Consider the following 26366-nt stretch of genomic DNA (forward strand, 5'->3'; position numbering starts at 1 on the left):
TCACACGTCTCGGCTGCGGTCAGCCGCGGCCTCCGCCGCCGCCACCACCGCCGCCGCCACCAGCGCCGCCGGCTCCGCCACCGCCGCCGCCGTTGCCGCGACCGGGTCGATCGTCGCCGCCCCCGCCGCCGTTGTCGCCGCCCCCGCCGCCCTTCTTCTTGGGCTCCTTCTTGGGGGCGAGCGGCGTGTCGGACGGACGCGGTCCGAGGCTGCCCGGCGACTCGAAGTTGGCGTAGGGCAGGTCGTCCATGATCGCGCGCATGGTGTCGGCCCACATCGGACCGGCGAGCGCTGCACCACCGACGGAGTTGAACGACATCGTGGTGCCGTTGAGCTCGGTGCCGATGAGGGACTTCCAGTGCCCGTCACGGTTGGCGCCGGCGATCATCGACGAGGTCACCAGCTTGGGCGTGTAGCCCATGTACCACACGGCGCGGCTGTTCTGGGTCGTACCGGTCTTGGCCGCGGACGGCTTGTCGAGCTGGAGGGCGTTGCCGAACCCACCCTCCTGGACGCCGCGCAGGATCTGGTTCATCGAGTCGGCCGCAGCCGTGGAGAGCACCTTCTCGCAGGTCGGCTTGTAGTCCTTGACGGTCTCGCCCTTGTTGTTGGTGATCAGCGTGACCGGCATGGGCTCGCAGTACTTGCCGCGCGCCGGGAACGTCGCGTACGCCGCCGACATGTCGAGCGGGCTGACGTCGAGGGTGCCGAGCGTGAACGACGGGTAGGTGTCGTTGATGTCCGGGACCGGGATGCCCATCTTCGCGGCCATCTTGGTGGTGGAGCACAGACCGACCAGACGCTCGAGCTGGGCGAAGTAGGTGTTGACCGACTGGCGAAGGCCGCGGGTCAGGTCGAAGCCGCCCGCGCCGGTCGAGTTGCTGACCTGCCACGAGCCCGCGCCCTGCTTGTCGCACTGGCTGAAGCCGCTGATGTTCATCGACTGCGGCGAGTTGAAGAAGGTGTTGGTCGGGTAGCCCTTCTCGAGCGCCGCCGCGGCGGTGAACGCCTTGAACGTCGACCCGGCCTGGAACCCGTTGGCGCCACCGAGCGACTTGGGCACGGTGTAGTTGATGTAGGTCTCGCCGGCCTTCTTGTTGTTGCCCATCGGCCGCGACTGCGCGAGCGCGCGCACCGCGCCGGTGCCCGGGACGACCAGCGCCTGGGCGCCGATCGCGTTGTCGGTGGGCGACACGCGGCCCTGGACCGACTTGTCGGCGGCGCGCTGGAACTTCGGCTCCAAGGTGGTCTTGATGACCAGGCCGCCGGTCTCGAGCGTGTGGAGGCGCTGGTCCTCGTTCTTGCCGAGCGACTCGTCCTGCAGCAGGTAGCGACGGACGTAGTCGCAGAAGAACGGCGCCTTGGTGCTGACGCAGCCGTTGGAGAAGCGGGTGATCTTGAGCCCGAGCGGCTGCTCGATCGCGGCCTGCACGACCGACCGCGTGATGAGTCCCTGGGCCTCCATCGCCGAGAGCACGATGTTGCGGCGGCGCAGGGCGTTCTCGGGGTAGGTCACCGGGTCGTACTCGACGGGGTTCTTCACCAGGCCGGCCAGCGTCGCCGCCTGCGTCAGGGAGAGCTCCGAGGCGTCGACGGAGAAGTAGTGCCGTGCAGCGGCGCTGACGCCGTACGCGCCGTCACCGAAGTAGGAGATGTTGAGGTAGTTCTCGAGGATCTTCTGCTTGCTGTGCTTCTCCTCGTACGACATCGCGTACTTCAGCTCGCGGATCTTGCGGGCCGGCGTCACCTCGGTCGCGGCGCGGCGCTCCTCCGGGGTGGAGGCCTGCTGGACCAGGATGTTCTTGACGAGCTGCTGGGTCAGCGACGAGCCGCCCTGGGTCTGGCCGTCGGTCGCGTTGTTGACCAGGGCGCGGAGCGTGCCCTTGATGTCGAGGGCACCGTGCTCGAAGAACCGCGCGTCCTCGATGGAGACCACCGCCTGCTGCATCACGGGCGAGATCTTCGACAGCGGGACGTCCTGCCGGTTCTGGGAGTAGAAGTAGGTCAGCAGCGAGCCGTCGGCCGCGAGGACCTTGGACCGCTGCGGGATCGGGGTCTCGCGGAGCTCGAGCGGCAGCTCGTCGAAGCCGCGGGCCACGCTGTTGGAGGTGACTCCGACGAACGCGGCGACCGGGATCGCGAGTCCGGCGACGAGCACTCCGGCGAAGAGGCTGAGAAGTGCCATGGAGCCGATGGCACGCGCCGCCCCCACGCCTTCGTCGTCGTGTCGACTGGGGCCCAGATTCATGGGCCCCAGGGTACGGGAGCGCCGGTCAGGCACCAACTGCTCGCGGACGTCGACCTCCCCACTGATAGTCCGAAAGAACTATGGCGAATGATCCCTGGGGGTCTGGTATGGCCCCTGCGACACCGAGAGGCTGTGTGTATCACCAGCGAATCTCGGTGATCGTCTCGGGGAGGGTGTTCGGATCATGAGCTGGAACGAGTCTTGGGCCACGGTGGCCGCCTGCAAGGAATCACAGGACGCGCTGTTCGTCAAGGGCGCGGAGCAGAACCGCGCCAAGCAGATGTGCCGGTCGTGCCCGGTCAAGCTCGAGTGCCTCGCCGAGGCACTCGACAACGACATCGAGTGGGGCATCTGGGGCGGCATGACGGAGCGGGAGCGCCGTGCGCTGCTGCGCCGCCGGCCCAACGTCACCTCGTGGCGCTCGCTGCTCGAGGCCGCGCGGGCGAGCCAGCCGACCGGCACCCCGGTCGCCGTCTGAGCCTTCACCCGACCTGAGCCTCAGTCGCCCACCGTGGCCGGCTGCTGGCCGGAGAGCAGGTCGCCGATCTCGGTGAGTCCTGCGAGGTCGTGCACGTCGGTCGCCAGGCCGGCCACCTCGACGCGCGGGACCCGCGGGTGCGCCGCCACGAACCCGGTGACGACGCGCCGCTCGCGCGCAGCCACGCGTTCGCCGCGGGCGTGCACCTCGAGGAGCCCGGCCACGACCTTGTCGTCGGCGGTCGGGCGCGACCGGCCCTCCAGGCGCCGTGCCGCCGCGTGCGCGTCGTCGCCGTCGAGCGAGAACGCCGGCACGGTCATCCGGTTGACCACGAGGCCTGCCAGGGGCATGTCGTCCTGGCTGAGCCGCTCGACGAAGTACGACGCCTCGCGGATCGCGTCCGGCTCGGGCGAGGCGACGACGAGGAACGCGGTGCCGCGGTCCTGCAGCAGCGCGTACGTCGCCTCCGCACGCTGACGGAACCCGCCGAACAACGTGTCGAAGGCGGCGACGAAGGTCTGGACGTCGGTGAGCACCTGGGCGCCGAGGACCTTGTTGAGCGCCGACGTCACCATCCCGAACCCGGCCGAGAAGATGCGGGCGGGGCCACGGGCAGGAGCGAGCAGCAGCCGGATCAGCCGCCCGTCGAGCAGCGACGAGAGCCGCTCGGGCGCGTCCAGGAAGTCGAGCGCGGACCGCGACGGCGGGGTGTCGACCACGATCAGGTCCCAGCGCCGCCCCTCGCCGCCCGGGGCCTCGCCACCTGCGACCGCCTCCGCGTGCAGCTGACCGAGCTTCTCCATCGCCATGTACTCCTGCGTGCCCGCGAACGAGCTGGAGAGCGCCTGGTAGAAGGGGTTGGCCAGGATCTGGGCCGACTTCTCGGGAGAGGCGTGCGCCTCGACGACCTCGTCGAAGGTCCGCTTCATGTCGAGCATCATCGCGTCGAGCGAGCCGCCCTGGGCGCCGGCGCCCTCGACCGGGCGAGGGACGTTGTCCAGCGCGTTGAGGCCCAGGGACTGCGCCAGACGGCGCGCGGGGTCGATGGTGAGCACGCAGACCTTGCGTCCGCGCTCGGCGGCGCGCAGGGCCAGCGCGGCCGAGGTCGTGGTCTTGCCGACCCCGCCGGAGCCGCAGCAGACGACGATCTCGATCGTGGGGTCGTCCAGGATCGCGTCGACGTCGAGCACCGGGGAGGTCTCCGCGCCGCGTCCCGTGTCGAGGGTGCGGCTGCGCGCGGGAGGACGGGTCCGCGACGCCGTGCGCGACCCCGTACGGGTGCCGGTGCGCGACGGCGTACCGGCGGGGCTCACCGCACGCCTCCCTCGACCAGGCGCCGACCCAGGGCGTACAGGCCGCCGAGGTCGACACCGCCCTCGAGGTGCGGGAGCTCGACCACGGGGGCGTCGGCCTCGAGCAGCACCGCCCGCTGGTGCGCCTGCAGCCGCTGCCGGGCGACGTGCTCGCGACCCTCGGTGAGCAGCCCGTCGGCGGCGTCGGGATCGACCGCGACGTCCACGCGGGCCAGGCTCCGCGAGACGGAGGCCGCGGTGAGGGCGCCCGAGGCGATCCGCTCGGCGGCGGCCTCGGACAGGGGTGAGGGGAGGACCTGGTTGACGACGACGTGCCCCACGCCGAGCCCCGCGTCGGTGAGCTCGTTGATCGCGTCCATCGTCTCCTGGACGGGCATCTCCTCGAGCAGCGTCACGAGGTGCACCGCCGTACGACGCGAGCGCATCATCGTCATGATCGAGTCCGCCTGCCTGCGGATCGGCCCCACCTTGGCGAGCCCCGCGACCTCCTCGTTGACGTTGAGGAACCGCGTGATCCGGCCCGTCGGCGGGGCGTCGAGGACGACCGCGTCGTAGGTGTACGAGTCGTCGGCCTCGCGCCGGCGTACCGCCTCGTAGACCTTGCCGGTCAGCAGCACGTCCCGCACGCCGGGGGCGATGGTGGTCGCGAAGTCGATCACCCCGAACCGGTCCAGCGCCTTGCCCGCCCGTCCGAGCCGGTAGAACATCGCGAGGTACTCCAGGAGCGCCGCCTCCGCGTCGATCGCGAGCGCGTACACCGCGCCGTCGTCGGTGGCGGCGACCTGACGCTCCTCGTACGGCAGCGGGGGGACGTCGAAGAGCTGCGCGATGCCCTGGCGCCCCTCGACCTCGCAGAGCAGCACCTTGCGTCCCTCGGCGGCCAGGCCGAGGGCGAGTGCGGCAGCGACGGTGCTCTTGCCCGTCCCGCCCTTGCCCGTCACGACGTGGAGCCGTCTCTCGCCCGCCACGATGTCGAGCGTAGAGGGTGGCCCGAAGGCGGGTGCGGATACAGTCGATCCATGACGCAGTGGGAGTACATGACAGCCCCGGTCCTCGTGCACTCGACGAAGGCCATCCTCGACAACTTCGGTCGGGACGGCTGGGAGCTGGTGCAGATCGTCCCCGGGATGAACCCGGAGAACCTCGTGGCCTACTTCAAGCGCCCGGTGGAGGGATCCTGATGCCGACGCCCGAGGAGAACCTCGCCGAGCTCGGCCTCACGCTCCCGGAGGTCGTCCCGCCGGTGGCGGCGTACGTGCCGGCGCTGCGGACCGGGTCGTACGTCTACACGTCGGGCCAGCTCCCGATGCGCGACGGGTCGCTCATCACGACCGGCAAGGTCGGAGCGGACGTGACCGCCGACGAGGCGTACGAGTGCGCCCGCCTCTGCGCGCTCAACGCGCTCGCCGCCGTGGCGTCCCAGGTCGACGGCGACCTCTCCCGGGTCGCGCGCGTCGTGAAGGCGGTCGTGTTCGTGGCGAGCACTCCGGACTTCACCGGGCAGCCTGCGGTGGCCAACGGTGCGAGCGAGCTCTTCGGTGCCGTGTTCGGCGAGGTGGGCGCGCACACGCGCAGCGCCGTCGGTGTGTCCGTCCTGCCTCTCGACGCGCCGGTGGAGGTCGAGCTCGTCGTCGAGCTGTCGGCATGACGATGCGGGTGCCGCTGCCCCCGTCGATCGCCGAGCACGCCGAACGCCGTGACCGCGGCGAGGTCGCCCCGACGCGGGACGCGGCCACCGTGGTGCTGCTGCGCGACGGGGCCGAGGGCGTCGAGGCGTACCTCATGCGGCGACAGCGCTCGATGTCGTTCGCCGCCGGGATGTACGTCTTCCCGGGCGGCGGCGTGGATCCGCGCGACTCCGACACCGACGTCGCGTGGGCAGGTCCGGAGCCGCAGGCGTGGGCGGAGCGGTTCGGATGCTCGACGGAGGTGGCCCGGGCGCTGGTGTGCGCGGCGGTCCGGGAGACGTACGAGGAGGCGGGCGTGCTGCTCGCCGGACCCGACGCCGGCACGGTGGTGGACGACACCAGCGGAGCGGACTGGCAGGCCGACCGCCAGGCGCTGGAGGCGCACACGCTCGCGTTCTCCGACTTCCTGCGGCGGCGCTCGCTCGTGCTGCGGACCGACCTGCTCGCCGCCTGGACGCACTGGATCACGCCGGACTTCGAGCCGAAGCGGTTCGACACCCGGTTCTTCGTCGCCGTGATGCCCGAGGGGCAGCGGGTCGGGTCGCTCACCGGCGAGGCGGACCACGCGTCGTGGATGTCGCTGGACGCCGCGCTCGCGTCGGTCGAGGCCGGAGACATGGCGATGCTGCCCCCGACGTCGGTGACGTGCCGGGAGCTGGCTGCGCTCGACTCCGCGGGCGACGCGCTCGCTGCCGCGGCGCAGCGACGGATCGCGCCGATCGAGCCGCGGCTGGTGGAGATCGACGGAGCCTTCTACCTGGAGACGGAGCTGCCATGACCGAGCGGTTCGACGGCGGGGCAGTGAGTCCCTGGGCGACGTGCGTGCGCGAGGACAACCCGGGCCACATGACGCTGGACGGGACCAACACCTGGGTGCTGCGGGCGCCGGAAGCCGGTGCCGGAGCGCGGTCGGTCGTCGTCGATCCCGGCGAGCTGGACGAACCGCACCTGCGGCGTGTGCTCGAGGTCGCGGCCCCGGTCGGCGTCGTCCTCCTCACGCACCGCCACCACGACCACACCGAGGGCGCCCAGCGGTTCGCCGAGCTGGCGGCGGCTCCGGTGCGGGCGATCGACCCGGCGCTGTGCCTCGACGCCGACCCGCTCGTCGACGGCGAGACGGTCGAGGTGGACGGCGTGCGTCTCGAGGTGGTCGCGTCGCCGGGCCACACCACGGACTCGGTCTCGTTCCTGCTGCGCGACGACGCGGCGCTGCTGACCGGCGACACCGTCCTGGGCCGCGGGACGACGGTCGTGGCCCACCCCGACGGTGCGCTCGGGCCGTACCTCGCGTCGCTGCGCGCCCTGCGGTCCGCCGTCGACTCCGTCGAGGGGACGGTGCGGCTGTACCCGGGGCACGGGCCGGTCCTTCCCGACGCCGGCGCGGTCGTCGACGCGTACCTCGCGCACCGCGAGGAGCGCCTCGCGCAGGTCCGTGCGGCGCTGGACGCCGGAGCGGAGACGGCCGAGGACGTCGTACGCACGGTGTACGCGGACGTGGACCCGGTCCTGTGGCCGGCCGCGACCCTGTCCGTGCGGGCGCAGCTGGACTACCTCCGCACCGCCTGACCCCCGCGAGCCAGTTTCCGTGCGGCCGCGAGCCAGTTTCCGTGCGGCCGCGAGCCACTTTCGGTGCGCTCGCGAGCGTCACCAGCGGCGTGAGCGCGGAGTAATGCCGAGGATCGCGCCGAGCTCGTTCTCGAAGGCAGGATCTTTGCCCAGGATGCGTTCCTTCGTCCCGAGTACGAACCGCCAGCCGAACCGTCGCTCGAAGTAGCCCCGCCGGTCCGCGTCACGAGCCTTGGCTTCGTCGGTCGTGTGGAACTCTCGCCCGTCGTACTCGCTGGCGACCAACAGCTCGCGGTAGCCCATGTCGAAGTAGCGGTTGCGCCCGAGCTCGTCGACGACGTGCAGCTGGGTGGCGGGACGCGGAAATCCAGCGTCGACGATCCGCAGCCGCTGCCAGGACTCGCCCGGCGACTCCGCGCCCCTGTCGACGAGGCGTACGAGCTCGCGTGCCTGGGGCGCACCGCGATAGCCCTTGAGCGCATCCACGTACGCGATCAGGTCCTCGAGCACGAAGAGCTCCGCGCGCAGCATGCCGTCGGCGGCCGCGAGAGCGTACGGTCGCCACAGCCTGCGGAGAAGGTCCGATGCCGTGCGCACGGGTGTCGTGACCCGGATCCCCGCGACCTCGGTGACGTCGGATCCGGGCAGGACCGCCTGCCGGCAGGACACTCCCACCGCCCGCACGCGGCCGGAGCCGTGAGGCACGACCAGGGTCGGTTTCAGGAGATGCCGGTCGCTCGGGCGGAACGTGTCGACGCCGTAGAGCCACGACGCGAAGCAGTCGGACACGACCGTGTGCTCGGAGACGACGAGATGGGCGGCTGCGATGCGCAGATCGCGGGTGTCGGGCACCGACGCATCGACGTAGACGGACTTGAACACCGGCCGTACGCGCTTCTCTCGCCGCGCCCGCCGGAGCTCGTGCTCGGACCCGAACCCGGCGTCGCGCCACTCGTGACTGCGGAACGGGTGACCGTCGTTGAGGACCTCGACCATCGACCCATCGAAGCGCCATCGGCCCAGGTGGTGCCGCGGTTATCCACAGGGCGCGCGGGAAGTGGCTCGCGAATGCGCGGAAAGTGGCTCGCGGGCGCGCAGGGAGTGGCTCGCGGGCGCGCAGGGAGTGGCTCGCGAGGGTCAGCGAGCGCGCTTGGACAGCCGCTCGGGGTCGATGATCACGACGGAGCGCGGCTCCAGACGGACCCACCCGCGCATCGCGAAGTCGGCGAGCGCCTTGTTGACCGTCTCGCGCGAGGCGCCGACCAGCTGGGCGAGCTCCTCCTGCGTGAGGTCGTGGTGCACGTGGATGCCGTCGTCGGCCTTGCGCCCGAACCGCTGCGACAGGTCGATGAGCGCCTTCGCGACACGGCCGGGGACGTCGGAGAACACCAGGTCCGCGACGACGTCGTTGGTCCGGCGCAGGCGCGAGGCGAGCTGGCCCAGGAGCGCGCGCGAGACGTTGGGGTGGTCGTTGAGCCACTTGGTCAGGTCGTCGTGGCTGAGGCTGGTGAGCTCGGAGTCGGTCACCGCGGTCGCGGTCGCCGAGCGCGGGCCCGGGTCGAACAGCGAGAGCTCGCCGAACATCTGGCCGGGACCGAGGATCGCGAGAAGGTTCTCGCGACCGTCGGCCGAGCTGCGGCCGAGCTTGATCTTGCCGTCGGTGACGATGTAGAGACGGTCGCCCTCGTCGCCCTCGTGGAACAGCACCTCGCCCCGACGCAGGCGCGCCGACGACATCTGGGAGCCGAGCGACTCGGCCGCTTCGTCGTCCAGACCCGAGAAGAGCGGTGCCTGGCGCAGTACGTCGTTGTCCACGGGTTCTCCTTGACCGAAGAAAATGTCACGCACCTCGATTGTCCCTCATCCGGACAACTCGGCGCCACCGACCGCGCCGTACGTGTCGTCACCGCACCGTACGCTGGCACCGTGCCGAAGACCACCGCAGGGCGTGCCGCCTCCCCCCGTCGCGCCAAGCCGAAGCTCCCCGAGGTGCCTGCGCCGGAGACGTCCCAGGTCCGCCGTGCCCGCAAGATCGACCGGGTGCTCGCCGAGACCTACCCCGACGCCGACATCGAGCTCGACTTCGACGACGCCTTCCAGCTCCTGGTCGTCACCGTGCTGTCCGCGCAGACCACCGACCGCCGGGTCAACGCGGTGCGTCCGGCGCTGTTCGGCCGCTATCCCGACGCCCGCGCCCTCGCCGAGGCCGACCGTTCCGAGGTCGAGGAGATCATCAAGCCGACGGGCTTCTTCCGCGCCAAGTCCGAGCGCATCATCGCGCTCGCCACGGCGCTGGTGGACAACTTCGGCGGCGAGGTCCCGCCACGCATGGACGACCTCACGACGCTCCCCGGCGTCGGGCGCAAGACCGCAAACGTGGTGCTCGGCAACGGGTTCGGCATCCCTGGCTTCGCGGTCGACACCCACGTGCAGCGGGTCGGCAAGCGCCTCGGCTTCCTCGATGCGGCCGCGCTCAAGGACCCGGTGCGGGCCGAGATGGTCCTCGACCTCCTGATCGCCAAGAAGGACTGGACGATGGCGAGCCAGCGCCTGATCTGGCACGGGCGCCGCTGCTGCCACGCCACCAAGCCGGCGTGCGGCGCGTGCTCGATCGCGCGCTGGTGCCCGTCGTTCGGCGAGGGCCCGACCGACCCGGAGGTGGCCGCAAAGCTGCTCCGCACCGAGGGACGGGCATGACCGGTACGCCCCTGGCGCGGCGCCGCCCTGCGCGCTCACGTCGCGCGCTGGCCTCCGTCCTGGCGCTCGTCGCCGCGCTCGTCCTGTCCTCCTGCGGCGGCGACGACCTGCAGCCGTCGGACGGCGGCGCGGCGACCTCCGACGAGGCCGGGTCGAGCGTCGTCGACACCCCGGAGCTGCGCGCGCTGAAGGCGGACGCCGGGATCGAGGACTGCCCGCGGACCAACCGGCGGGGTGCTGTCGAGGGTGGCCTGCCCGGCGTCCTCCTCGACTGTCTCGGCGGTGGAGCGCCGGTCAGCCTCCCCGGTCTGCCGGCGCAACCGACCGTCGTCAACATCTGGGCGACGTGGTGCGGTCCGTGCCGCGACGAGCTCCCGCACCTCGCGCAGCTGCACGCCGAGGCCGGCGACGAGGTCGCGATGCTCGGCATCAACTACCGCGATCCCGACCCCGCCGGTGCGCTGCGCCTGGCCAAGGAGTCGGGCGTCACCTACCCGCTCGTCTCCGACCCCGACCAGTCCGTCGCCAAGGGTCTGGGCGTCGTCGGGCTGCCGCAGACCGTCTTCGTGGACGCAACCGGTGTGGTCGTCGCCACCGAGCGGACGCCGATCACGTCGTACGATCAGCTGCGATCGCTGGTCCGTGAGCACCTCGGCGTCGATCTGGCATGAGGAGGTCCCATGACGTACGAGCGTGAGCTGGTCGGCGACGACGCGCTGCCCGAGTGGCTGCGGCCGGTCGCAGAGGTCGGGCGGGGGATCGACAGCCCGCGCTTCCTGTCGCCCTCCATGCCCGAAGCCCCCTCGACCGCCCGTCCTGCCGCCGTGCTCGTGCTCTTCGGCGACGGGGAGTCCGGTCCTGACCTCCTTCTCACCGAGCGGGCCCACTCGCTGCGCTCGCACGCCGGCCAGATCGCGTTCCCCGGCGGGGCGACCGACCCCGAGGACGAGGGACCCGTCGCGACGGCGCTGCGCGAGGCGGAGGAGGAGGTGGGCCTCGACCCCGACGGCGTCGACGTCTTCGCCACGCTGCCCCGGCTCTGGCTCCCGCCGAGCAACTTCGCGGTCACCCCGGTCCTCGGCTGGTGGCGGCACCCGAGCCCGGTCGGCGCGGTCGACCCGGTCGAGGTCGAGAGCGTCTTCCGCAGCCCGGTGAGCGAGCTGACCGATCCGGCCAACCGCTTCTCGGTGTCGCACCCGTCCGGCTGGGTCGGTCCGGGCTTCGCCGTCAACGGCGGGCTCACCCTGTGGGGCTTCACGGCCGGCATCGTGTCGCGCCTGTTCGGTGCGGTCGGCTGGGAGCGACCCTGGGACGCCGGACGCGTCGTCCCCTATCCCGGCACCGCCCGCGACCCGTTGGTCGAGGAGATCGAGACCGACGCCGCCCGCGGGCGACGTCGATGAACGTCGTCGACGTCGTCGTCCTCCTCGTCGTCGTCTCGTACGCGGTCCTCGGCTATCTGCGCGGCTTCGTCGCGGGCGCGGTCGCGATGGTCGGTCTCATCCTCGGCGGCATCGTCGGCCTGGTGCTCGCTCCGCTGCTGCTGAGCCGGCTCGAGCACGGCCTGGTCCGTTCGCTCGTGGCGGTCGTCATCGTGCTCGTCCTCGCCTCCGCCGGGCAGGCCGCCGGCTCGCACGTGGGCGCGCAGCTGCGGGCCCGCGTGACGCACCCGCCGGCCCGGTCGCTCGACGCGGTCCTCGGCGTGGCCCTGAGCGCGGTCGCGTCGCTGGTCGTGTGCTGGGCGCTCGGCTACGCGGTGTCCGGATCGCAGATCCCCGGCGCGTCCACCGCAGTGCGCGGGTCCCAGGTGCTCGCCGGGGTCGACTCGGTGATGCCGCAGGGCGTCCGTACGGCGCTGCACTCGTTCGACACCGTCGTCGACGCCACCCTCTTCCCGCGCTACCTGGAGCCGTTCGCCCCCGAGACGATCGAGCCTGCCGCCGCTCCCGACCCCGCGGTGCTCCAGCGCCCGGAGGTGTCGTCGGCGCGGCGCAGCGTCGCGCGGGTCACCGGGCGCGCCGAGTGCGACCGCGGGCTCGAGGGGTCCGGGTTCGTGTACGCCCCGGAGCGCGTGATGACCAACGCCCACGTGGTCGCGGGCGTGGACGAGCCCACGGTGACGGTGCGCGGGACGACGTACGACGCCACGGTCGTCCACTACGACCCGACCCTCGACGTCGCGGTGCTCCGCGTCCGGGGCCTCGGCGCGCCTGCGCTGTCGTTCGACGAGGACGCCGTGCAGGGGCAGAGCGCGGCGGTGCTGGGCTTCCCGGAGAACGGTCCGTTCGACGCCCGCGCCGCGCGGATCCGGTCCGAGCAGCGTCTTCGCAGCCCGGACATCTACGGCTCGACCCAGGTGGTCCGCGAGGTGTACGCCCTGCGGGCGCTGGTCCGGCCCGGCAACTCGGGCGGTCCGGTGATCTCGGAGCAGGGTCGGGTCCTCGGGGTCATCTTCGCCGCGTCCATCTCGGACTCCTCGACCGGCTACGCGCTGACGGCGGGGCAGGTCGGCGACGCGGCACGCGACGGCGTCCGCGCTACCAAGGCCCTGGACACCGGCCCGTGCGCCTGACCTCGTGTGACGTACGTCACTCCTCGACACCTGTGCTCGTCACGCATTCGCTTTCGGGGAACCCGACGAGGAAGAATGTCCGCCGTCGTCGTCCCATCGAAGGAGATCTGTGAAGACCCGACTGCTGGCCGCTGTCGTTCTCGTGATGCTGGCCGTCTCGGCCTGCGGTGGCGGCGACGGGTCCCCCGACGAAGCCGACGGCGCCACGAACCCCTCCCACTCGGTCGAGACGGGCACGCTCGGCTCGAAGGAGGCCGACGAGCTCGCCAAGGAGTCCGCCTCCCGGGTCGTCGTCCTGTGGGCGCGCCCCGACGTCCCGGTCGAGCAGTGGACCTCCGAGCTCCGGCCGCAGCTGTCCTCGGTCGCGATGTCCGTCCTCTCGTTCGTCGACCCGTCGTCGCTGAAGGCGGCGAAGCCCGAGGGCGAGGCACGCATCATGGCCGGCTCCGAGACCCGCGTCAGGGTCGCTGTGCCGACGTCGGTGGGCGAGTACAAGGTCACGATGAGCCGCGACAGCCGCGGCACCACCTGGCTGGTCGACCGGGTGGACACCCCCTGACCTCCCGCACGGCGTCCCGCGCGCGACCGCTCGCCCCCTAGGCTGCGTTCATGCGCACCGTGGCGTCCTTCCTCCTCGGCCTGCTCGCGCTCGTCGCCGTCGCCGCCACGGCACCGGGTCTGTGGTTCGAGCGGACCATCGTCGACGAGTCCGGATACGTGGCGCTCGCCGGTCCGCTGGGCGAGGACCCGGAGTTTCGCGCCGCCCTGGCCGAGACCGTCACCGACGGGGTGGTCGAGGGCGCCGGCCTGGACGGTGCTGCAGGGCGGCTCGCCGAACCCGTGGTCCGGCGGGTCGCCGAGCAGATGACCCAGCTCAACGGCTTCGACGCCGCGTGGGCCGAGACAAGCGCGCTGTCGCACCGCCTCAACGTCACCGACATCCCTCCCGCCGAGCTCGACGGGCGGCTCGGGGTCGACCTGACCCCGATGGTGAACCTCGTCGCCGACGCCGCGAACCGGCGGCTGGGGACGCAGCTGAGCGCGCCCGGCGACCTCGTCGTCGCGTTCGGCACCCCCGAGCAGCGCGACCTGCTCGACCGGGCGCGCGACCTCTCGTCGTGGTCGTGGGTGCTGCTCGGGGCGTCGGTCGTCCTGGTCGTCGCGTGCCTGCTGGTCGCACGCCGGCGCGGGACGACGCTCGCGCTGCTCGGTGCCGGGCTGATCGTCGTCGCCGTGGTCGAGATGGCCCTGGTGATCACCGGCGGCGACCAGGCGGTCGACGAGGCTGCGGCGACCGCCGGGTTCGGGAGGACGCTCATGACGCACCTCCACGACGCCATCGTGACGTCGTACGGGACGTGGATGGTCGCGCTCGGCGCCGCCGGGGTGCTCGCCGTGGTGGTCGGTCTCGTGGTCCGGCTCAGGTCCGGACGCGCTCAGACTGCCTAGGGCTCACGGTCGGAGGCGCGGTCAGCCCGCGTACGACGTCACCGCGCGTGCTTGCCCGAGGTGCGCTCAGGGGTCGCCGGCGCGGCGGCGGCGACCGGCAGGTCGATCGTCGTCCGCGGGTCGACCTGACCCTTCAGCGCCGCCGGGATCTCCTGCACGGTCGCGATCGTCTTCTCGGGAGCCTTGACCTTCTTGAGGAACCGGATGCCCACGAGGGCACAGATGATCACGACGAGGATCCACACGCCGGTCATCACCAGGAAGCCCCAGGTGAAGCCGAGCGGGATGTCGCGGTTGAAGACCCACGCGAAGAAGAAGCCGCCCGCCATCGACAGCATGCCGATCACGAAGAGCATCAGCACGCCGACCGCCACGAGAAGACCTGCGCCGGCGGCGCCGGACTTCGCGCTGACCCGGAGCTCCGACTTCGCGAGCGCGATCTCGCCGCGCACCAGCGTCGACAGGTCGCGGCTGATGTCGGACACGAGCCGCCCGATGGTGGGCTCGGCACCGTCCGCGGATCCGGGGGCTCCTGGGTGGGACATCACGACTCCTCGTCGGCAGTGCGGTCGAGTCGAGCCTAGGGGATCAGCGCGCTGCCGGGGCATCGCCCCGCCCAGCGCCGACCCAGGACGTCGTCCGCGACGGCGGTGACCACCGGCGTACGACGTCCTGGGCGGGTGTCGCGGGTCAGTCCTCCGAGGAGGACGCCATCCCGGTCTTGATCTGGTCCATCACGCCGGAGTCGGCCAGCGTGGTGACGTCCCCGACCTGGCGGTTCTCGGCGACGTCGCGGAGCAGGCGGCGCATGATCTTGCCCGAGCGGGTCTTGGGCAGTTCCGCGACGACCATGATCGACTTGGGCTTCGCGATCGCGCCGATCTCCTTCGCGACGTGGGCGCGCAGGTCGGCGACGATCTCCTCACCCCCGTCGCCGGCGGACTCGCGCAGGATCACGAACGCGACCACGGCCTGACCGGTCGTGTCGTCGGCGGCACCGACCACGGCGGCCTCGGCGACCTTCGGGTGCGAGACGAGCGCGGACTCGATCTCGGTCGTCGACAGCCGGTGGCCGGAGACGTTCATGACGTCGTCGACACGGCCGAGGAGCCAGATGTCGCCGTCCTCGTCCTTCTTGGCGCCGTCGCCGGCGAAGTAGACGTTCTCGAAGCGCGACCAGTAGGTGTCGATGAACCGCTGGTCGTCGCCCCACAGGGTGCGCAGCATCGACGGCCACGGCTCGGTGAGCACGAGGTAGCCGCCCGAGCCGTTGGGGACGGGCTCGGCGTCGTCGTTCACGACCTCCGCGCTGATCCCCGGGATCGGTCGCATCGCGGACCCGGGCTTGGCCGCGGTGACGCCGGGCAGCGGCGAGATCATGATCGCGCCGGTCTCGGTCTGCCACCAGGTGTCGACGACCGGCGTCCGGTTGCCGCCGATGGTCTCGCGGTACCAGACGTACGCCTCGGGGTTGATCGGCTCGCCCACCGACCCGAGCACGCGCAGGCTCGAGAGGTCGAACTCGGCGGGGATCTCCGCACCCCACTTCATGAACGTGCGGATCGCCGTCGGGGCGGTGTAGAAGATCGTCACGCCGTACTGCTGCACGATCTCCCACCAGCGGCCCTTGTGCGGGCTGTCGGGCGTGCCCTCGTACAGCACCTGCGTCGCGCCGTTCGCCAGCGGCCCGTACACGATGTAGGAGTGGCCGGTGACCCAGCCGATGTCGGCGGTGCACCAGTAGACGTCGGTCTCCGGCTTGAGGTCGAACACCGCCGAGTGCGTCCAGGCCGCCTGGGTCAGGTAGCCGCCCGTGGTGTGCAGGATGCCCTTCGGCTTGCCGGTCGTGCCGGAGGTGTACATGACATAAAGCGGGTGCTCGGCCGGGAACGCCTTGGCGCGGTGGTCCGTCGAGGACTCGTCGACGAGGTCGTGCCACCAGATGTCGACGTCGCCGTTCCAGGCGACGTCCTGCCCCGTACGGCGGACGACGAGGACGTTCTCGACGAGGCCCGGCTGCTCGGCCTCGACCTTGGCGACGGCCTCGTCGACGGCGGGCTTGAGCGCCGACGGTGCGCCGCGCCGGTAGCCACCGTCGGCGGTGATGACGAGCTTCGCGCCGCAGTCGATCACGCGGCTGGCGAGCGCGTCGGCGGAGAAGCCGCCGAACACGACGGTGTGGACCGCGCCGATCCGCGCGCACGCGAGCATCGCGACGACGGCCTCGGGGATCATCGGCATGTAGATCGCGACCCGGTCGCCCTCCTCGACGCCGAGCTCCTCGATCGCGTTGGCCGCCTTGCTGACCTCGTCCTTGAGGTCGGCGTAGGTGAGGGTGCGGGTGTCGCCCTCCGGCTCGCCGACCCAGTGGAACGCCACCTTGTCGCCGCGGCCGGCCTCGACGTGGCGGTCCACGCAGTTGTACGAGGCGTTGAGAGCGCCGTCGGCGAACCACTTCGCGAACGGCGGGTTGGACCAGTCGAGGACCTCGGTGAACGGCTTCTCCCAGTCGAGGCGCCGCGCCGCCTCGGCCCAGAAGGCGAGCCGGTCCTCGGACGCGACCTCGTACGTCTCGGCCGTCGCGTTGGCGTGCGCCGCGAGCTCGGCGGGCGGCTCGAAGCGGCGGTTCTCGTGCAACAGGTTGGACAGCGACTCTCCCACGGCACTTCCTCAGGTCTCGACAGACGTTCCGCGCCCATTGTGCCCCCGGTCACACGCCGCGAGGACTGCGGGAGCAGACGAGATCGCCCAGCGGTGGCCCCCGTGCGACCGGCGGCAGGCGGCGTACGGCGTGCGGGCGCCGCCGGGCGGCAAGGGGTACGCCGGTTGTGACGGGCCTCACCGGGGATCCGCCCGGCACTCGACGAAACTTCGTTGAAATATCAGTGATCGCGAGTTCCGGGTGTGACGCAGGACACTCCCGGGGGAGTGGGTGAAAGACCGGGCGCCCAGGGGCTAGGATGACGCGCACGGGGGCGGTATTGGACAGGTTGGTTCGGCGACCGCAAGCAACGAAGAAGAGAGCAACGTGACCGCGTATCCCGGTTGGCAGATCATCCATGAAGCCACGACCAAGGGCCCGTCGTCCATGCGGCGCATCGTGATCTTCAGCCACCGCGGTGGGGCGCGTCTGCGGCTCACCAGCGACTACCGCGGCGACGTCGCGACGACGGTCGCCGAGGCCTGGTCGTCGATCGGCTGGGTCGAGGCGCACCGCAGCGTGGACACCCAGCTGTTCCGGAGCAGCACGCCCAACGAGGCGGCGCTCGTCGACACACTCGACCGGCTGCTCATCGACGTGTTCCGTCTCGCCAGCCAGATCGTCGGCGGTCAGACGCAGGCGCCGACCCCGTCGCCGGCGTCGGCGTTCAGCGAGATGATGCGGTAGCAGACGCTCCTGACGCAGGTGCCGCCTCGCGGGTCGGCGTCTGCTCAGACGGTGACGGTCGGCAGCGCCGACCGGAGCCCGGACATGATGAGTCCGAGGCCCAGGTCGAAGGACGCGGCCGACCCGATCGACTCGTCGTGCGCGATCGCGCCGGTGGCGCTGGCCTGCTCGTGCATCTGGCGGGCCGACGCGTGCCCGAGGACGAACAGCATGATCGTCCGTGCACCCGTGAGCGCGACGTCGTCGTCGAACCCGTCGAGCGCCGCGACGAGCCGCTGCTCGGGCTCGTGCGCCCCCAGCCCGAACGCGGAGGCGGTCGCGACCACCTCGGCCCCGTCGCGCACCGCGAGCATGGCGTTGCGGTACTCGTGGCAGAGCGCGGTGACGCGGTCGTCCCAGGCGCCGTCCGGCTCCTCGCGCCGGCCCCGGGCGAGGATCTCGTCGGCCATCAGCGCCAGCAGCGTCTGCTTGTTGGGGACGTGGTGGTAGAGCGCGCTGGGCTGCACCTCGAGCTCGGCCGCGACCCGTCGCATCGAGAGGAACTCGAGCCCGTGGGTGTCGAGAACCGTGAGTGCTCCGTCCACGACGTCTTGGAGGCTGTTGGCCATGGCGCCACCTTATCGGCTAGCCTGAACGCCGTTCAGGTGAACACCGTTCAGGAGACGACATGACGCTCGACGCCAGCACCGACGCCACGACGACCGCGCCGGCCCCGCCGCGCCGCCGGTTCACGACCACCGACCTCGCCCTGATCGCGGCCTTCGCTGCGCTCATCTCGGCGTGCGCCTACATCGGCGCGATCCCCGTCGGCTCCGCCGGTGTGCCGATCACCCTGCAGACCTTCGCGGTCATGCTGACCGGCTGCCTCCTCGGTCCGGCACGCGGCTTCGCGGCCGTCACGCTCTACCTCGCCCTCGGCGCCATCGGGCTGCCGGTCTTCGCCGAGCACTCCTCGGGCCTCGGCGCGTTCACCAGCATCAGCGCCGGCTACCTGATCAGCTTCCCGTTCGCCGCCGCGCTCGGCGGCTTCCTCGTCAAGTACGTCGCCGGCCCGACCCGCAAGACCCGCGCGGTGTGGGTGTTCTGCTGCTCGATCACCGCGAGCATCCTGGTGATCCACCCGATGGGGATCATCGGCATGGCCCTGCACCAGGACGTCTCGCTGTGGACCGCCGCGAGCTGGGACGTGCCGTTCTGGGCCGGCGACCTGCTCAAGACGGCGTTCGTCGCGATCATCGCGGCCGAGGTGCACCGGGCGTTCCCGAAGCTGCTGCACCCCTGACCGTGCCCACCCTCACCTTCGACGCCGCCGGCGTCACCGTCGACACCCCGCACGGCCCCAAGGTCGTGCTCGAGCCCACCACCCTCGAGCTCACGGAGCCGCGGATCGGGATCGTCGGCGCGAACGGCTCCGGCAAGTCGACCCTCGCGCGTCTGGTCAACGGCCTCGTGAACGCGACCACGGGTCGTGTCCTCGTCGACGGCGTCGACGTCGCGCGGGACGCAGGACGCGTACGCCGCCGGGTCGGGTTCGTGTTCACCGACCCGGCGGCGCAGGTCGTGATGCCGACCTGCGTCGAGGACGTCGAGCTGTCGCTGCGGCGGCACGTCAAGGGAGCCGCCGCCCGACGTGCGCGCGCGATCGAGGTGCTCGGCTCCTTCGGGCTGGCCGATCTCGCCGACACCAGCGTCCACGCGTTGTCCGGAGGGCAGCGGCAGATGCTCGCGCTCGCCGGTGTCCTGGCCGTGGAGCCGGCGGTCGTGGTCGCCGACGAGCCGACGACGCTGCTCGACCTCGCCAACACGCGCACGGTCGGCGACGTGCTCCTCGGCCTGGACCAGCAGCTCGTCCTCGTCACCCACGACCTCGGGCTGGCCCGCCGCTGCGACCGCGTGCTGGTCGTGGAGGACGGGCGCATCCGGTACGACGGTCCGGCGGAGGCCGCGGTCGACGACTACGTCGCGTCCGTGGAGGCGCGGACGGGAGCCGCGCGGTGAGCACGCCCGTCCTCGTCGGGATCCATCAGCCGGGCGACTCGATCGTGCACCGGCTGCCCGTCGGGGTGAAGGTCAGCGCGCTCGCGGTGTTCAGCATCGCGGTCGTCGCGGTGCGGAGCATGCCGGCGTCGTGGATCTTCCTCGCGCTCGCCCTGGGTGCGGCCGTGCTCGCCCAGGTCGCGCTCGGATCCTTGCTGCGGGCAGCGCGGGGGGTGCTCCTGGTCGCCGCGGTCGTCGCGGCGTTCCAGTGGTGGCTCAACGGGCCGGACCGCGCCATCGAGACCGTCGTCGACCTGCTCGCCCTCGCTCTGGCGGCGGTCGTGCTCACCGCGACGACGCCCGTCAACGCGATGCTCGACGCGATGATCCGGTGGATCACCCCGTTCCGGCGGTTCGGGGCGGACCCGGAGCGCGTCGCGCTCACCGTCGGCCTCGCCGTCCAGGCCATCCCCGGCACGATCGCGATCGCGCTCGAGACCCGCGACGCCGCACGTGCGCGGGGGCTCGAGCGCCGGCCACGGGCGTACCTGTCCCCGTTCGTCATCCGCGTCGTGGCGCGGGCCCAGGAGACCGGCGACGCGCTCGCGGCGCGTGGTCTCGGCGACGACGACTGACCGTGGCCGCCGGCCTCACCAGCTGGCGTGCAGCGGGCGCCCCTCCTCGTACCCGGCGGCGCTCTGCAGGCCGACCACGGCGCGCTCGGCGAACTCGGGGATGGTCCGTGCACCGGCGTACGTGGCCGACGACCGCACCCCCGCGATGATCTGGTCGACGAGGTCCTCGACGCCTGGGCGCTCGGGGTCGAGGAACATGCGCGAGCTGCTGATGCCCTCCTCGAACAGCGCCATGCGCGCCCGCTCGAAGCCCGCCGCGTCGCGGGTCCGGTTGGAGACGGCGCGGGCGGAGGCCATCCCGAACGACTCCTTGTAGGCGCGGCCGTCCGCGCCGGTGCGCAGGTCGCCGGGGCTCTCGTACGTGCCGGCGAGCCACGAGCCGATCATCACGCTCGCGCCGCCCGCGGCGAGGGCCAGGGCGACGTCGCGCGGGTAGCGCACACCGCCGTCGGCCCAGACGTGCGCCCCCTGCTCCGCCGCGGCCGCGGAGCACTCGAGCACGGCCGAGAACTGCGGCCGCCCGACGCCGGTCATCATGCGTGTCGTGCACATCGCGCCCGGACCGACGCCGACCTTCGCGATGTCCGCCCCGGCGGCCAGCAGGTCGCGCGTGCCCTCCGCGGACACCACGTTGCCGGCGACCACCGGAACCCGCCGGCCGGTCTCCGCCTCGTGCGCGTCCCGCTCGGCCACGACCAGCGGCAGCGCCTGCAGCATCTTGTCCTGGTGGCCGTGGGCGGTGTCGACGACGAGCACGTCCACGCCCATGGCGAGCAGCGCCTTGGCCTTGCCTCGGACGTCGCCGTTGATGCCGATCGCGGCACCGACCTCGAGGCGGCCCTGCGGGTCGAGCGCCGGCGTGTAGAGCGTGGAGCGCAGCGCGCCCTTCTTGGTCGCGACCCCGACGAGAAGCCCGCCGTCGAGCACCGGGGCGTACGACAGGTGGCGCTCGCTCAGGGCGTCGAAGATCGTGCGGGGGTCGTCCGCCGCGTCCAGCGTGAGGACGTCGGAGCTCATCACCTCGTGGACCTGCGCGAAGCGGTCGACCTCGGCGCCGTCGTGCGTGGTGACCACGCCGAGCGGCTTGTCGCCCTCGACGACGAGGACGGCACCGTGCGCGCGCTTCGGCAGCAGGCTCAGCGCCTCGCCGACGGTGGTGTGGGGAGCGACGGACACCGGTGTGTCGTACACCGGGTGCGCGGCCTTGACCTGCGCCACCGACCGCGCGACGACGTCGAGCGGGATGTCCTGCGGGATGACGGCGAGACCTCCGCGGCGGGCGAGGGTCTCGGCCATCCGGCGCCCGGAGACCGCGGTCATGTTGGCGGCGACGACCGGGATCGTGGTGCCGACACCGTCCGGGGTGGTGAGGTCGACGTCGAAGCGCGAGACGACGTCGGACCGCGACGGCACCATGAACACGTCGCTGTAGGTCAGGTCGCCGGGGGGCTGGAGGTCGTTGAGGAAGCGCACCCGTCCAGCGTACTGATCCCCGCCGCCCCGCGGACCTGCGTCGGCCGCCGACTGTCAGAGCCTCGTGCCACGGTGAGGGCATGTCCGTTCACGAGCACCTCGTCCCCAGCTCCGTCGACTACGTCGAGATCGCGGTCACCGACCTCGCGGCCGCCGGTGACTTCTACCGCGCCGCGTTCGGGTGGGAGATCGTCCCGTACGGCGACGACTACGCCGGCTTCCGCACGCCCGCAGAGGCGGGAGGCGAGGAGGCGGGAGGCCTGCGTCGCGCCGACGAGGTGGTGCGCGGGACCACGCTGGTCCTGCTGTACGCCGAGGACCTCGAGGCCTGCGCGGACGCGGTCACGGCTGCGGGCGGCCGCGTGGTCGAGGGGCCGTACGCGTTCCCGGGTGGTCGCCGGTTCCACTTCCTCGACCCGAGCGGCAACGAGCTCGGCGTGTGGTCGAGGGCCTGAGGGTCAGCCGCCGTACGCGCGCACCGCGTCGCGCAGCCGGTCCCAGCCGAGCGAGCCGAACGGCTCCGCACCGTCGCCGATCGCGCGGACGACGTCCTCGGCCGACCGCTCCGCGACGTCGACCAGGTCGTCCGGATAGCCGAAGGCCACCCGGTGCTCGGCGAGCTCGTCCTCGTCGAGCAGCTCGACCGCCCCGTCGACGGTCAGCACGACGTCGAGGTCGAGGTCGAGCATGGTCACGAGGTCCGGTCCTTCCCACACCGCGGGAGTCGTCATGTCGACATAGAGCCGCCACCGCAGTCGGCCGGTCGGGTCGTCCTCGACCGCGTGGAAGGTCGCGACGTACGGGTCGGTGCGAGGGATGAGCGTGATGCTCGGCACGACCGTGCGGACGTCCCGGCCGGGACGGACCATCCGGGACCCGGCGGGCATGTAGAGCCAGGCGCCGGCGTCGTCGGTGGCGGCGAGGACGGTGTCGAACTCCCAGTGCGGGCGGCCGCCGTACTTCGTGGTCACCTGGCGGACCGGCGAGCCCAGCGGAGCACGCGTCGTGGCGGGGTGCTCCGGGGCCGTCACGGCGACCAGGTCAGGCGGCCATCGCGACCGGGCACGGAGGTGCACCGGCGGCGCGGACGGGGCCGTGGCCCTCGTGCAGCGCGTACGTGCGGGCGACCGAGGCGACCAGGTCGAGCATCGTGATGCCGAGGGCGGTGCAGACCGCGGCGATGATCTCCGACGAGGCTTCCTTCTGGCCGCGCTCGATCTCGGACAGGTACGCCAGCGAGACCTGCGAGGACTTGGCCACGTCGCGGAGCGTGCGGCCGCGGGTGCGGCGCTCGTCTCGCAGTGCGTCACCCAGCGCCTGGCGCAGCAGCGGGGCGGGCTCCGGTGCGGGCTGGACGGGGACGAGCGACGTGGTGGTCACCCCTTCACGCTAGGCGGGCGACCCAAGTCCGCGCCATCGGAATCGACCACGTTCGCTCACAGCAGACGCGCGCGGCGCCCTCAGAGGCACGGCGACCGCGGCGACCGTTCGCCCTAGCCCAGGTCGACGCGCAGCCCGCGGCCGGGACCGTCGGGGTCGTTGAGCGCGTCCTTGTGCACCTCCGCGCGGAAGCACCGGGTGGCGTAGCGCATGCGCAGACCGTTGTGGCCGCTGGCGTGGCTGTCATACAGGCCCTTCACCTGCTCGAGGACGCGCTCGCGCTCGGCGGCGGGCTTCGCGGCGATGTACGAGCGGGACGCGACGAGCGCGAGGAGCGAGTCCAGGTCGAGCTGCTGCCAGAACCCGAAGTTGGACGACTCCGGCAGGTCGAAGAAGCCCGACAGCGGCAACGAGTCGGTGATCTCCTCCAGGTCGTCCGGCTCGGCGTCGATGATCGAGGTGAGGCGGCGGACCCAGGGGACCGACTCGTCCCGGGTGTTCCAGACGAGGGACAGCCGGCCGCCGGTCCGCAGCACGCGTGCGAGCTCGGGCAGCGTACGCAGGGGGTCGAACCAGTGGAAGGACTGCGCGGCGACCACGACGTCGAACGCACCGGCGTGGAAGGGCAGACGCTCGGCGACTCCCCTCACGACCGGGACGTCGAGGCGCGTGGCGAGCTGCGAGAGCATCTCGGCCGAGCGGTCCAGCGCGACCACGTCGTGGCCCGCCTTGGCGAGCGCCGAGGTCATCTGCCCCGAGCCGGCGCCGAGCTCGAGGACGCGTACGGGCTCGTCGCCGACGAGCCAGCGCACCGCGCGCTCGGGGTAGGACGGCCGGGCGAGCGCGTACTCGCTGGCGCACGCGTCGAACCCGCGTGCGCGCTCAGGGGACCTGTCCACACGGCCGAGGCTACCAACGGGTCATCTCGGCCCAGGTACTCTGCAGGGCGTGCCTGACCCCTTTTCTGCGCTGGTCGAGCTGGACGGCGTGCCGTCGGCCTTCGCCGCCACCCGCGACGGCATCGACTCGCTGCTGCGCGACCGCGGGCTCCGCCGCAGCACCCCCGAGATGACCGCCGACTCCCTGCTGCTCGGCGCGGCCGCGAGCGCCGCGATCGAGGGTGCCCCGTACGACCCTGACGGCCTGCGGCGCGGTGAGGCCGATCCTCTCGCCCTCGCCGCCGCCCGAATGAGCACGGAGATGCTCGGGCTGGTGCCCACGTGGAGCACGGCGCCGCTGCAGGCGATCGCGCGGCTCCACGCGCTGGTGGCCCGCGGACGGGTCGCCGACGACGAGCTCGGCCGACCGGTCTCGCCGGAGGGGGCACGTCGTCTCGGGACGCTGGCGCAGGCCGTCGTCGCCCCGACGCAGGCGCCGGGACTGCTCGTGGCTGCGGTGGTGCACGCCGAGATCGCGACCGCCGGCGCGTTCGCGTCGGACAACGGGCTGGTGGCCCGCGCGGCGGAGCGTCTCGTCCTCGTCGCGAAGGGCGTGGACCCGGCCAGCCTGACGGTGCCGGAGGCGGGACACCGGCTGGCGGGGGCGGGCTACGCGAAGCTGCTGCGCGAGTACGAGACCGACGGCACCCCGGGGGTGCACCGGTGGCTGCTGTACGCGGCGCAGGCGTACGCCGACGGCGCCGAGGCCGCGCCGGTCGAGCCGCCGAAGGGTCCGCGGCGGCGCGGATGACCTCGCGACGCGGTGGGTCGTCGCCGGACGGGGTCGAGATCGTCGCGGTGGACGCCGGCACGTGGGACACCTTCGAGGAGCTGTTCGCTCCTGGCGGCGTCCAGGGCGGCTGCTGGTGCTCGTACTTCTCGATGACCGCGAAGGACTACTCGCAGAGCACGCCCGACGAGCGTCACGCGCACGTGCGTGCCCGCGTCGAGGCCGGTACGCCGTTCGGCCTGGTCGCCCGCGTCGACGGCGTCGCGTCGGGGTGGGTCGCCGTCTCGCCACGGGCGTGCAACGTCCGTCTGAGCCGGTCGCGGGTGGCGGCGGTGGAGAAGGGGCGCGACCTCTCGGACACGTGGTCCGTCGTCTGCTTCTACAGCCGCCGGGACGCGCGCCGTACGGGTCTCTCGCGCGAGCTGCTCGACGCAGCCGTGTCGTACGCCCGCGAGCGTGGAGCACGGTACGTCGAGGGCTATCCGGTCGACGTCGAGGGCAGCTCGGTGCCGGCGGACGAGCGCTACCACGGGAGGCTGGACGTGTTTCTCGAGGCGGGGTTCACGCTGGTCGAGCGCCGGGGGAAGCGCCGAGCCCTGGTCCGCCTCGACCTGACCGCCTAGCCCCAGCCCCCGCCGTACGGCCCCAGCCCGCCGTGCCCCAGCCAGCGTGCCCCAGCCAGCGTGCGCGTCAGCTCGGGAGGTGGGCCACGGCCCACCGAACAGGCAGACGCGCCACCTGCACGAGATGGCGCGTCCTCGGCTGGCTTTTGACTCGGTTACCAAGCGTCCTGAACTCCGTAGCACCGCTCCGGGGCCTCGATGGGTTCTCCCGTGAGCGATATCCCTCTAGGACGGGAAGGTCGCCGCGTGGGTACCGAGTGTCCGGCCTGCCGCCTTCTTGTCTCCTTTGTACCTGCTCGTCCCGCATACGGCTACCCCTCCCGGATAACAATCTCCGGGGTCCGGCGACGGCGGCGACTACTCCGAGCGACGACGCTTGAGCTGGTGGAACGCGACCCCGGCGGCAGCGGAGACGGCGGCCGCAGCAAGCCCGGCGACCGCGACCTTGCTCCCCGTCGAGTCCAGCGAGACCCGGCTCCGCAGGGCGATCGGCTGGTCGAACTCGAGGATCGGCCAGCCCTCCTCCAGGGCCACGCGACGCAGCGCCTTGTCCGGGTTGACGGCCGACGGATGGCCCACCTCGGCGAGCATCGGGACGTCGGTCTCGGAGTCGGAGTAGGCGTACGACTCGGCGAGGTCGTAGCCCTCCTGCTCCGCCAGCTCGCGGATGGCGGTGGCCTTGTTCTCGCCGTAGGCGTACACCAGGATCTCGCCGGTGTAGCGGCCGTCCTCCTCGACGAGCTCGGTGGCGATCACGTGGTCGGCGCCGAGCAGCGCGCCGATCGGCTCGACGACCTCCGAGCCGGACGCGGACACGATGACGACCTCGCGCCCGGCCTCGTGGTGGGCGGCGATGAGCTCGACGGCCTCGACGTAGACGAGCGGGTCGACCACGGTGTGGAGCGTCTCGGCGACGACCTGGCGGACGGTCTCGACGTCCCAGCCCTCGACGAGCTGGGTGAGGTACGCGCGCATCTTCTCCATCTGCGACTCGTCGGCTCCCTGGAGCGCGAACATGAACTGCGCGTAGGCGCTGCGCAGGACCGAGCGGCGGTTGATGAGGCCCGAGTCGTAGAAGTGCTTGGAGAACGCGAGCGTGCTCGACTTGGCGATGATCGTCTTGTCGAGGTCGAAGAAGGCCGCGGAGCGCGTGCTCGCGGGTGGGACGGGCGTCGCGCCGGACGTGGTCACGGGCTCAGCATAGACAGCGG

General features: G+C 72.1%; 31 protein-coding genes. 18 read left to right on the top strand and 13 right to left on the bottom strand.

Annotated features, from left to right (window positions below; genetic code table 11):
• Positions 1-19: 19 nt before the first annotated feature.
• Positions 20-2185, bottom strand: a complete 2166-nt coding sequence (locus ACQSSQ_RS00130; protein WP_431324996.1) for a transglycosylase domain-containing protein — start codon at positions 2183-2185, stop codon at positions 20-22.
• Positions 2186-2432: 247 nt separating this feature from the next.
• Here ACQSSQ_RS00130 and ACQSSQ_RS00135 point away from each other — a divergent pair, with 247 nt between their 5' ends.
• A complete protein-coding gene (locus tag ACQSSQ_RS00135) occupies positions 2433-2726 on the top strand; it encodes a WhiB family transcriptional regulator (protein WP_431324997.1) in 294 nt (97 codons plus the stop codon).
• 20 nt (positions 2727-2746) lie between these two features.
• On the opposite strand, the gene bagB is transcribed toward ACQSSQ_RS00135, so the two are convergent.
• Both bagB and bagA read right to left on the bottom strand, forming a co-directional pair.
• Positions 2747-3916, bottom strand: coding sequence for an ArsA family ATPase (gene bagB / locus ACQSSQ_RS00140; RefSeq protein ID WP_431326755.1), 1170 nt, complete (start codon positions 3914-3916; stop codon positions 2747-2749).
• A gap of 119 nt (positions 3917-4035) precedes the next feature.
• Positions 4036-5007 (bottom strand): ATPase BagA, encoded by a 972-nt coding sequence (gene bagA / locus ACQSSQ_RS00145; protein WP_431324998.1) that lies wholly within the window; start codon positions 5005-5007, stop codon positions 4036-4038.
• 51 nt (positions 5008-5058) lie between these two features.
• Here bagA and sp36 point away from each other — a divergent pair, with 51 nt between their 5' ends.
• Genes sp36 through ACQSSQ_RS00165 form a run of 4 tightly spaced genes read left to right on the top strand, consistent with a single transcriptional unit; the run spans position 5059 to position 7293 of the window.
• Positions 5059-5220, top strand: a complete 162-nt coding sequence (gene sp36 / locus ACQSSQ_RS00150) for a Sp36 family protein (protein ID WP_431324999.1) — start codon at positions 5059-5061, stop codon at positions 5218-5220.
• On the top strand, positions 5220-5687 hold the full coding sequence (locus ACQSSQ_RS00155) for a RidA family protein (RefSeq protein WP_431325000.1): 468 nt from the start codon (positions 5220-5222) through the stop codon (positions 5685-5687). The genes sp36 and ACQSSQ_RS00155 overlap by 1 nt, the downstream gene beginning before the upstream one ends.
• Positions 5684-6505, top strand: coding sequence for an NUDIX hydrolase (locus tag ACQSSQ_RS00160; RefSeq protein ID WP_431325001.1), 822 nt, complete (start codon positions 5684-5686; stop codon positions 6503-6505). Before ACQSSQ_RS00155 ends, ACQSSQ_RS00160 begins: the two co-directional genes overlap by 4 nt.
• Positions 6502-7293, top strand: a complete 792-nt coding sequence (locus tag ACQSSQ_RS00165) for an MBL fold metallo-hydrolase (RefSeq protein WP_431325002.1) — start codon at positions 6502-6504, stop codon at positions 7291-7293. The genes ACQSSQ_RS00160 and ACQSSQ_RS00165 overlap by 4 nt, the downstream gene beginning before the upstream one ends.
• Positions 7294-7371: 78 nt before the next feature.
• Here ACQSSQ_RS00165 and ACQSSQ_RS00170 read toward each other — a convergent pair whose 3' ends face one another.
• Both ACQSSQ_RS00170 and ACQSSQ_RS00175 read right to left on the bottom strand, forming a co-directional pair.
• The gene (locus tag ACQSSQ_RS00170; RefSeq protein ID WP_431325003.1) at positions 7372-8289 is read right to left on the bottom strand and encodes a type IV toxin-antitoxin system AbiEi family antitoxin; all 918 of its coding nucleotides are present in this window, start codon (positions 8287-8289) and stop codon (positions 7372-7374) included.
• 141 nt (positions 8290-8430) lie between these two features.
• Positions 8431-9108: a Crp/Fnr family transcriptional regulator gene (locus ACQSSQ_RS00175; protein WP_431325004.1), complete on the bottom strand. Its 678-nt coding sequence runs from the start codon at positions 9106-9108 to the stop codon at positions 8431-8433.
• Between the two features lie 111 nt (positions 9109-9219).
• Here ACQSSQ_RS00175 and nth point away from each other — a divergent pair, with 111 nt between their 5' ends.
• From nth to ACQSSQ_RS00205, 6 genes are all read left to right on the top strand, one after another.
• Positions 9220-9990 (top strand): endonuclease III, encoded by a 771-nt coding sequence (gene nth / locus ACQSSQ_RS00180; protein WP_431325005.1) that lies wholly within the window; start codon positions 9220-9222, stop codon positions 9988-9990.
• On the top strand, positions 9987-10661 hold the full coding sequence (locus ACQSSQ_RS00185; protein ID WP_431325006.1) for a TlpA disulfide reductase family protein: 675 nt from the start codon (positions 9987-9989) through the stop codon (positions 10659-10661). The genes nth and ACQSSQ_RS00185 overlap by 4 nt, the downstream gene beginning before the upstream one ends.
• A 9-nt stretch (positions 10662-10670) precedes the next feature.
• A complete protein-coding gene (locus ACQSSQ_RS00190) occupies positions 10671-11393 on the top strand; it encodes an NUDIX hydrolase (RefSeq protein WP_431325007.1) in 723 nt (240 codons plus the stop codon).
• On the top strand, positions 11390-12562 hold the full coding sequence (locus tag ACQSSQ_RS00195; RefSeq protein WP_431325008.1) for a MarP family serine protease: 1173 nt from the start codon (positions 11390-11392) through the stop codon (positions 12560-12562). The genes ACQSSQ_RS00190 and ACQSSQ_RS00195 overlap by 4 nt, the downstream gene beginning before the upstream one ends.
• Positions 12563-12671: 109 nt before the next feature.
• Positions 12672-13121 carry a hypothetical protein gene (locus tag ACQSSQ_RS00200; RefSeq protein ID WP_431325009.1) on the top strand — a complete coding sequence of 150 codons (450 nt, stop codon included), beginning with the start codon at positions 12672-12674 and terminating at the stop codon, positions 13119-13121.
• Between the two features lie 50 nt (positions 13122-13171).
• On the top strand, positions 13172-14011 hold the full coding sequence (locus tag ACQSSQ_RS00205; protein WP_431325010.1) for a hypothetical protein: 840 nt from the start codon (positions 13172-13174) through the stop codon (positions 14009-14011).
• Between the two features lie 38 nt (positions 14012-14049).
• Here the strand turns inward: ACQSSQ_RS00205 and ACQSSQ_RS00210 are convergent, their stop codons facing one another.
• Positions 14050-14556 (bottom strand): phage holin family protein, encoded by a 507-nt coding sequence (locus ACQSSQ_RS00210; RefSeq protein WP_431325011.1) that lies wholly within the window; start codon positions 14554-14556, stop codon positions 14050-14052.
• A gap of 145 nt (positions 14557-14701) precedes the next feature.
• The gene (acs, locus tag ACQSSQ_RS00215; protein WP_431325012.1) at positions 14702-16672 is read right to left on the bottom strand and encodes an acetate--CoA ligase; all 1971 of its coding nucleotides are present in this window, start codon (positions 16670-16672) and stop codon (positions 14702-14704) included.
• A gap of 367 nt (positions 16673-17039) precedes the next feature.
• On the opposite strand from acs, the gene ACQSSQ_RS00220 reads away from it, so the two are divergent.
• On the top strand, positions 17040-17399 hold the full coding sequence (locus ACQSSQ_RS00220) for a hypothetical protein (protein ID WP_431325013.1): 360 nt from the start codon (positions 17040-17042) through the stop codon (positions 17397-17399).
• A gap of 44 nt (positions 17400-17443) precedes the next feature.
• On the opposite strand, the gene ACQSSQ_RS00225 is transcribed toward ACQSSQ_RS00220, so the two are convergent.
• Positions 17444-18007 carry a TetR/AcrR family transcriptional regulator C-terminal domain-containing protein gene (locus ACQSSQ_RS00225; RefSeq protein WP_431325014.1) on the bottom strand — a complete coding sequence of 188 codons (564 nt, stop codon included), beginning with the start codon at positions 18005-18007 and terminating at the stop codon, positions 17444-17446.
• Positions 18008-18066: 59 nt separating this feature from the next.
• On the opposite strand from ACQSSQ_RS00225, the gene ACQSSQ_RS00230 reads away from it, so the two are divergent.
• From ACQSSQ_RS00230 to ACQSSQ_RS00240, 3 genes are read left to right on the top strand one after another with little or no spacing between them, the layout of a single operon-like run.
• Entirely contained in the window at positions 18067-18681 is a 615-nt protein-coding gene (locus ACQSSQ_RS00230; RefSeq protein ID WP_431325015.1) for a biotin transporter BioY, read from the top strand.
• A 2-nt stretch (positions 18682-18683) separates the two neighbouring features.
• Entirely contained in the window at positions 18684-19397 is a 714-nt protein-coding gene (locus tag ACQSSQ_RS00235) for an energy-coupling factor ABC transporter ATP-binding protein (protein ID WP_431325016.1), read from the top strand.
• A complete protein-coding gene (locus tag ACQSSQ_RS00240; protein ID WP_431325017.1) occupies positions 19394-20011 on the top strand; it encodes a CbiQ family ECF transporter T component in 618 nt (205 codons plus the stop codon). The genes ACQSSQ_RS00235 and ACQSSQ_RS00240 overlap by 4 nt, the downstream gene beginning before the upstream one ends.
• A 15-nt stretch (positions 20012-20026) precedes the next feature.
• On the opposite strand, the gene ACQSSQ_RS00245 is transcribed toward ACQSSQ_RS00240, so the two are convergent.
• Positions 20027-21484 carry a GuaB1 family IMP dehydrogenase-related protein gene (locus ACQSSQ_RS00245; protein ID WP_431325018.1) on the bottom strand — a complete coding sequence of 486 codons (1458 nt, stop codon included), beginning with the start codon at positions 21482-21484 and terminating at the stop codon, positions 20027-20029.
• Between the two features lie 80 nt (positions 21485-21564).
• Between ACQSSQ_RS00245 and ACQSSQ_RS00250 the strand changes: the two genes are divergently transcribed.
• On the top strand, positions 21565-21939 hold the full coding sequence (locus ACQSSQ_RS00250) for a VOC family protein (RefSeq protein WP_431325019.1): 375 nt from the start codon (positions 21565-21567) through the stop codon (positions 21937-21939).
• A 3-nt stretch (positions 21940-21942) separates the two neighbouring features.
• On the opposite strand, the gene ACQSSQ_RS00255 is transcribed toward ACQSSQ_RS00250, so the two are convergent.
• From ACQSSQ_RS00255 to ACQSSQ_RS00265, 3 genes are all read right to left on the bottom strand, one after another.
• Positions 21943-22515, bottom strand: a complete 573-nt coding sequence (locus ACQSSQ_RS00255) for a DUF402 domain-containing protein (RefSeq protein WP_431325020.1) — start codon at positions 22513-22515, stop codon at positions 21943-21945.
• A 10-nt stretch (positions 22516-22525) separates the two neighbouring features.
• Complete coding sequence (locus ACQSSQ_RS00260; protein ID WP_431325021.1) at positions 22526-22864, bottom strand: helix-turn-helix domain-containing protein; 339 nt, start codon at positions 22862-22864, stop codon at positions 22526-22528.
• A gap of 113 nt (positions 22865-22977) precedes the next feature.
• A complete protein-coding gene (locus ACQSSQ_RS00265; RefSeq protein ID WP_431325022.1) occupies positions 22978-23763 on the bottom strand; it encodes a class I SAM-dependent methyltransferase in 786 nt (261 codons plus the stop codon).
• 49 nt (positions 23764-23812) lie between these two features.
• On the opposite strand from ACQSSQ_RS00265, the gene ACQSSQ_RS00270 reads away from it, so the two are divergent.
• The gene (locus ACQSSQ_RS00270; RefSeq protein WP_431325023.1) at positions 23813-24553 is read left to right on the top strand and encodes an oxidoreductase; all 741 of its coding nucleotides are present in this window, start codon (positions 23813-23815) and stop codon (positions 24551-24553) included.
• The gene (locus tag ACQSSQ_RS00275; protein ID WP_431325024.1) at positions 24550-25155 is read left to right on the top strand and encodes a GNAT family N-acetyltransferase; all 606 of its coding nucleotides are present in this window, start codon (positions 24550-24552) and stop codon (positions 25153-25155) included. Before ACQSSQ_RS00270 ends, ACQSSQ_RS00275 begins: the two co-directional genes overlap by 4 nt.
• Before the next feature lie 357 nt (positions 25156-25512).
• Here ACQSSQ_RS00275 and ACQSSQ_RS00280 read toward each other — a convergent pair whose 3' ends face one another.
• Positions 25513-26346 carry an HAD family hydrolase gene (locus ACQSSQ_RS00280; RefSeq protein WP_431325025.1) on the bottom strand — a complete coding sequence of 278 codons (834 nt, stop codon included), beginning with the start codon at positions 26344-26346 and terminating at the stop codon, positions 25513-25515.
• Between the last annotated feature and the right edge of the window lie 20 nt (positions 26347-26366).

The organism is Mumia spirodelae (assembly GCF_050632745.1).
Taxonomy (GTDB): domain Bacteria; phylum Actinomycetota; class Actinomycetes; order Propionibacteriales; family Nocardioidaceae; genus Mumia.

Excerpts from the sequence above, each read along its gene's own strand:
- ACQSSQ_RS00250 (WP_431325019.1), top strand. The coding sequence starts at position 21,565 with ATGTCCGTTCACGAGCACCTCGTCCCCAGCTCCGTCGACTACGTCGAG.
- ACQSSQ_RS00230 (WP_431325015.1), top strand. The coding sequence starts at position 18,067 with ATGACGCTCGACGCCAGCACCGACGCCACGACGACCGCGCCGGCCCCG.
- ACQSSQ_RS00275 (WP_431325024.1), top strand. The coding sequence starts at position 24,550 with ATGACCTCGCGACGCGGTGGGTCGTCGCCGGACGGGGTCGAGATCGTC.
- ACQSSQ_RS00160 (WP_431325001.1), top strand. The coding sequence starts at position 5,684 with ATGACGATGCGGGTGCCGCTGCCCCCGTCGATCGCCGAGCACGCCGAA.
- ACQSSQ_RS00205 (WP_431325010.1), top strand. The coding sequence starts at position 13,172 with ATGCGCACCGTGGCGTCCTTCCTCCTCGGCCTGCTCGCGCTCGTCGCC.
- ACQSSQ_RS00130 (WP_431324996.1), bottom strand. The coding sequence starts at position 2,185 with ATGGCACTTCTCAGCCTCTTCGCCGGAGTGCTCGTCGCCGGACTCGCG.
- ACQSSQ_RS00210 (WP_431325011.1), bottom strand. The coding sequence starts at position 14,556 with ATGTCCCACCCAGGAGCCCCCGGATCCGCGGACGGTGCCGAGCCCACC.
- ACQSSQ_RS00170 (WP_431325003.1), bottom strand. The coding sequence starts at position 8,289 with ATGGTCGAGGTCCTCAACGACGGTCACCCGTTCCGCAGTCACGAGTGG.
- ACQSSQ_RS00135 (WP_431324997.1), top strand. The coding sequence starts at position 2,433 with ATGAGCTGGAACGAGTCTTGGGCCACGGTGGCCGCCTGCAAGGAATCA.
- ACQSSQ_RS00195 (WP_431325008.1), top strand. The coding sequence starts at position 11,390 with ATGAACGTCGTCGACGTCGTCGTCCTCCTCGTCGTCGTCTCGTACGCG.
- ACQSSQ_RS00165 (WP_431325002.1), top strand. The coding sequence starts at position 6,502 with ATGACCGAGCGGTTCGACGGCGGGGCAGTGAGTCCCTGGGCGACGTGC.
- ACQSSQ_RS00225 (WP_431325014.1), bottom strand. The coding sequence starts at position 18,007 with ATGGCCAACAGCCTCCAAGACGTCGTGGACGGAGCACTCACGGTTCTC.
- ACQSSQ_RS00190 (WP_431325007.1), top strand. The coding sequence starts at position 10,671 with ATGACGTACGAGCGTGAGCTGGTCGGCGACGACGCGCTGCCCGAGTGG.
- ACQSSQ_RS00155 (WP_431325000.1), top strand. The coding sequence starts at position 5,220 with ATGCCGACGCCCGAGGAGAACCTCGCCGAGCTCGGCCTCACGCTCCCG.
- sp36 (WP_431324999.1), top strand. The coding sequence starts at position 5,059 with ATGACGCAGTGGGAGTACATGACAGCCCCGGTCCTCGTGCACTCGACG.
- ACQSSQ_RS00185 (WP_431325006.1), top strand. The coding sequence starts at position 9,987 with ATGACCGGTACGCCCCTGGCGCGGCGCCGCCCTGCGCGCTCACGTCGC.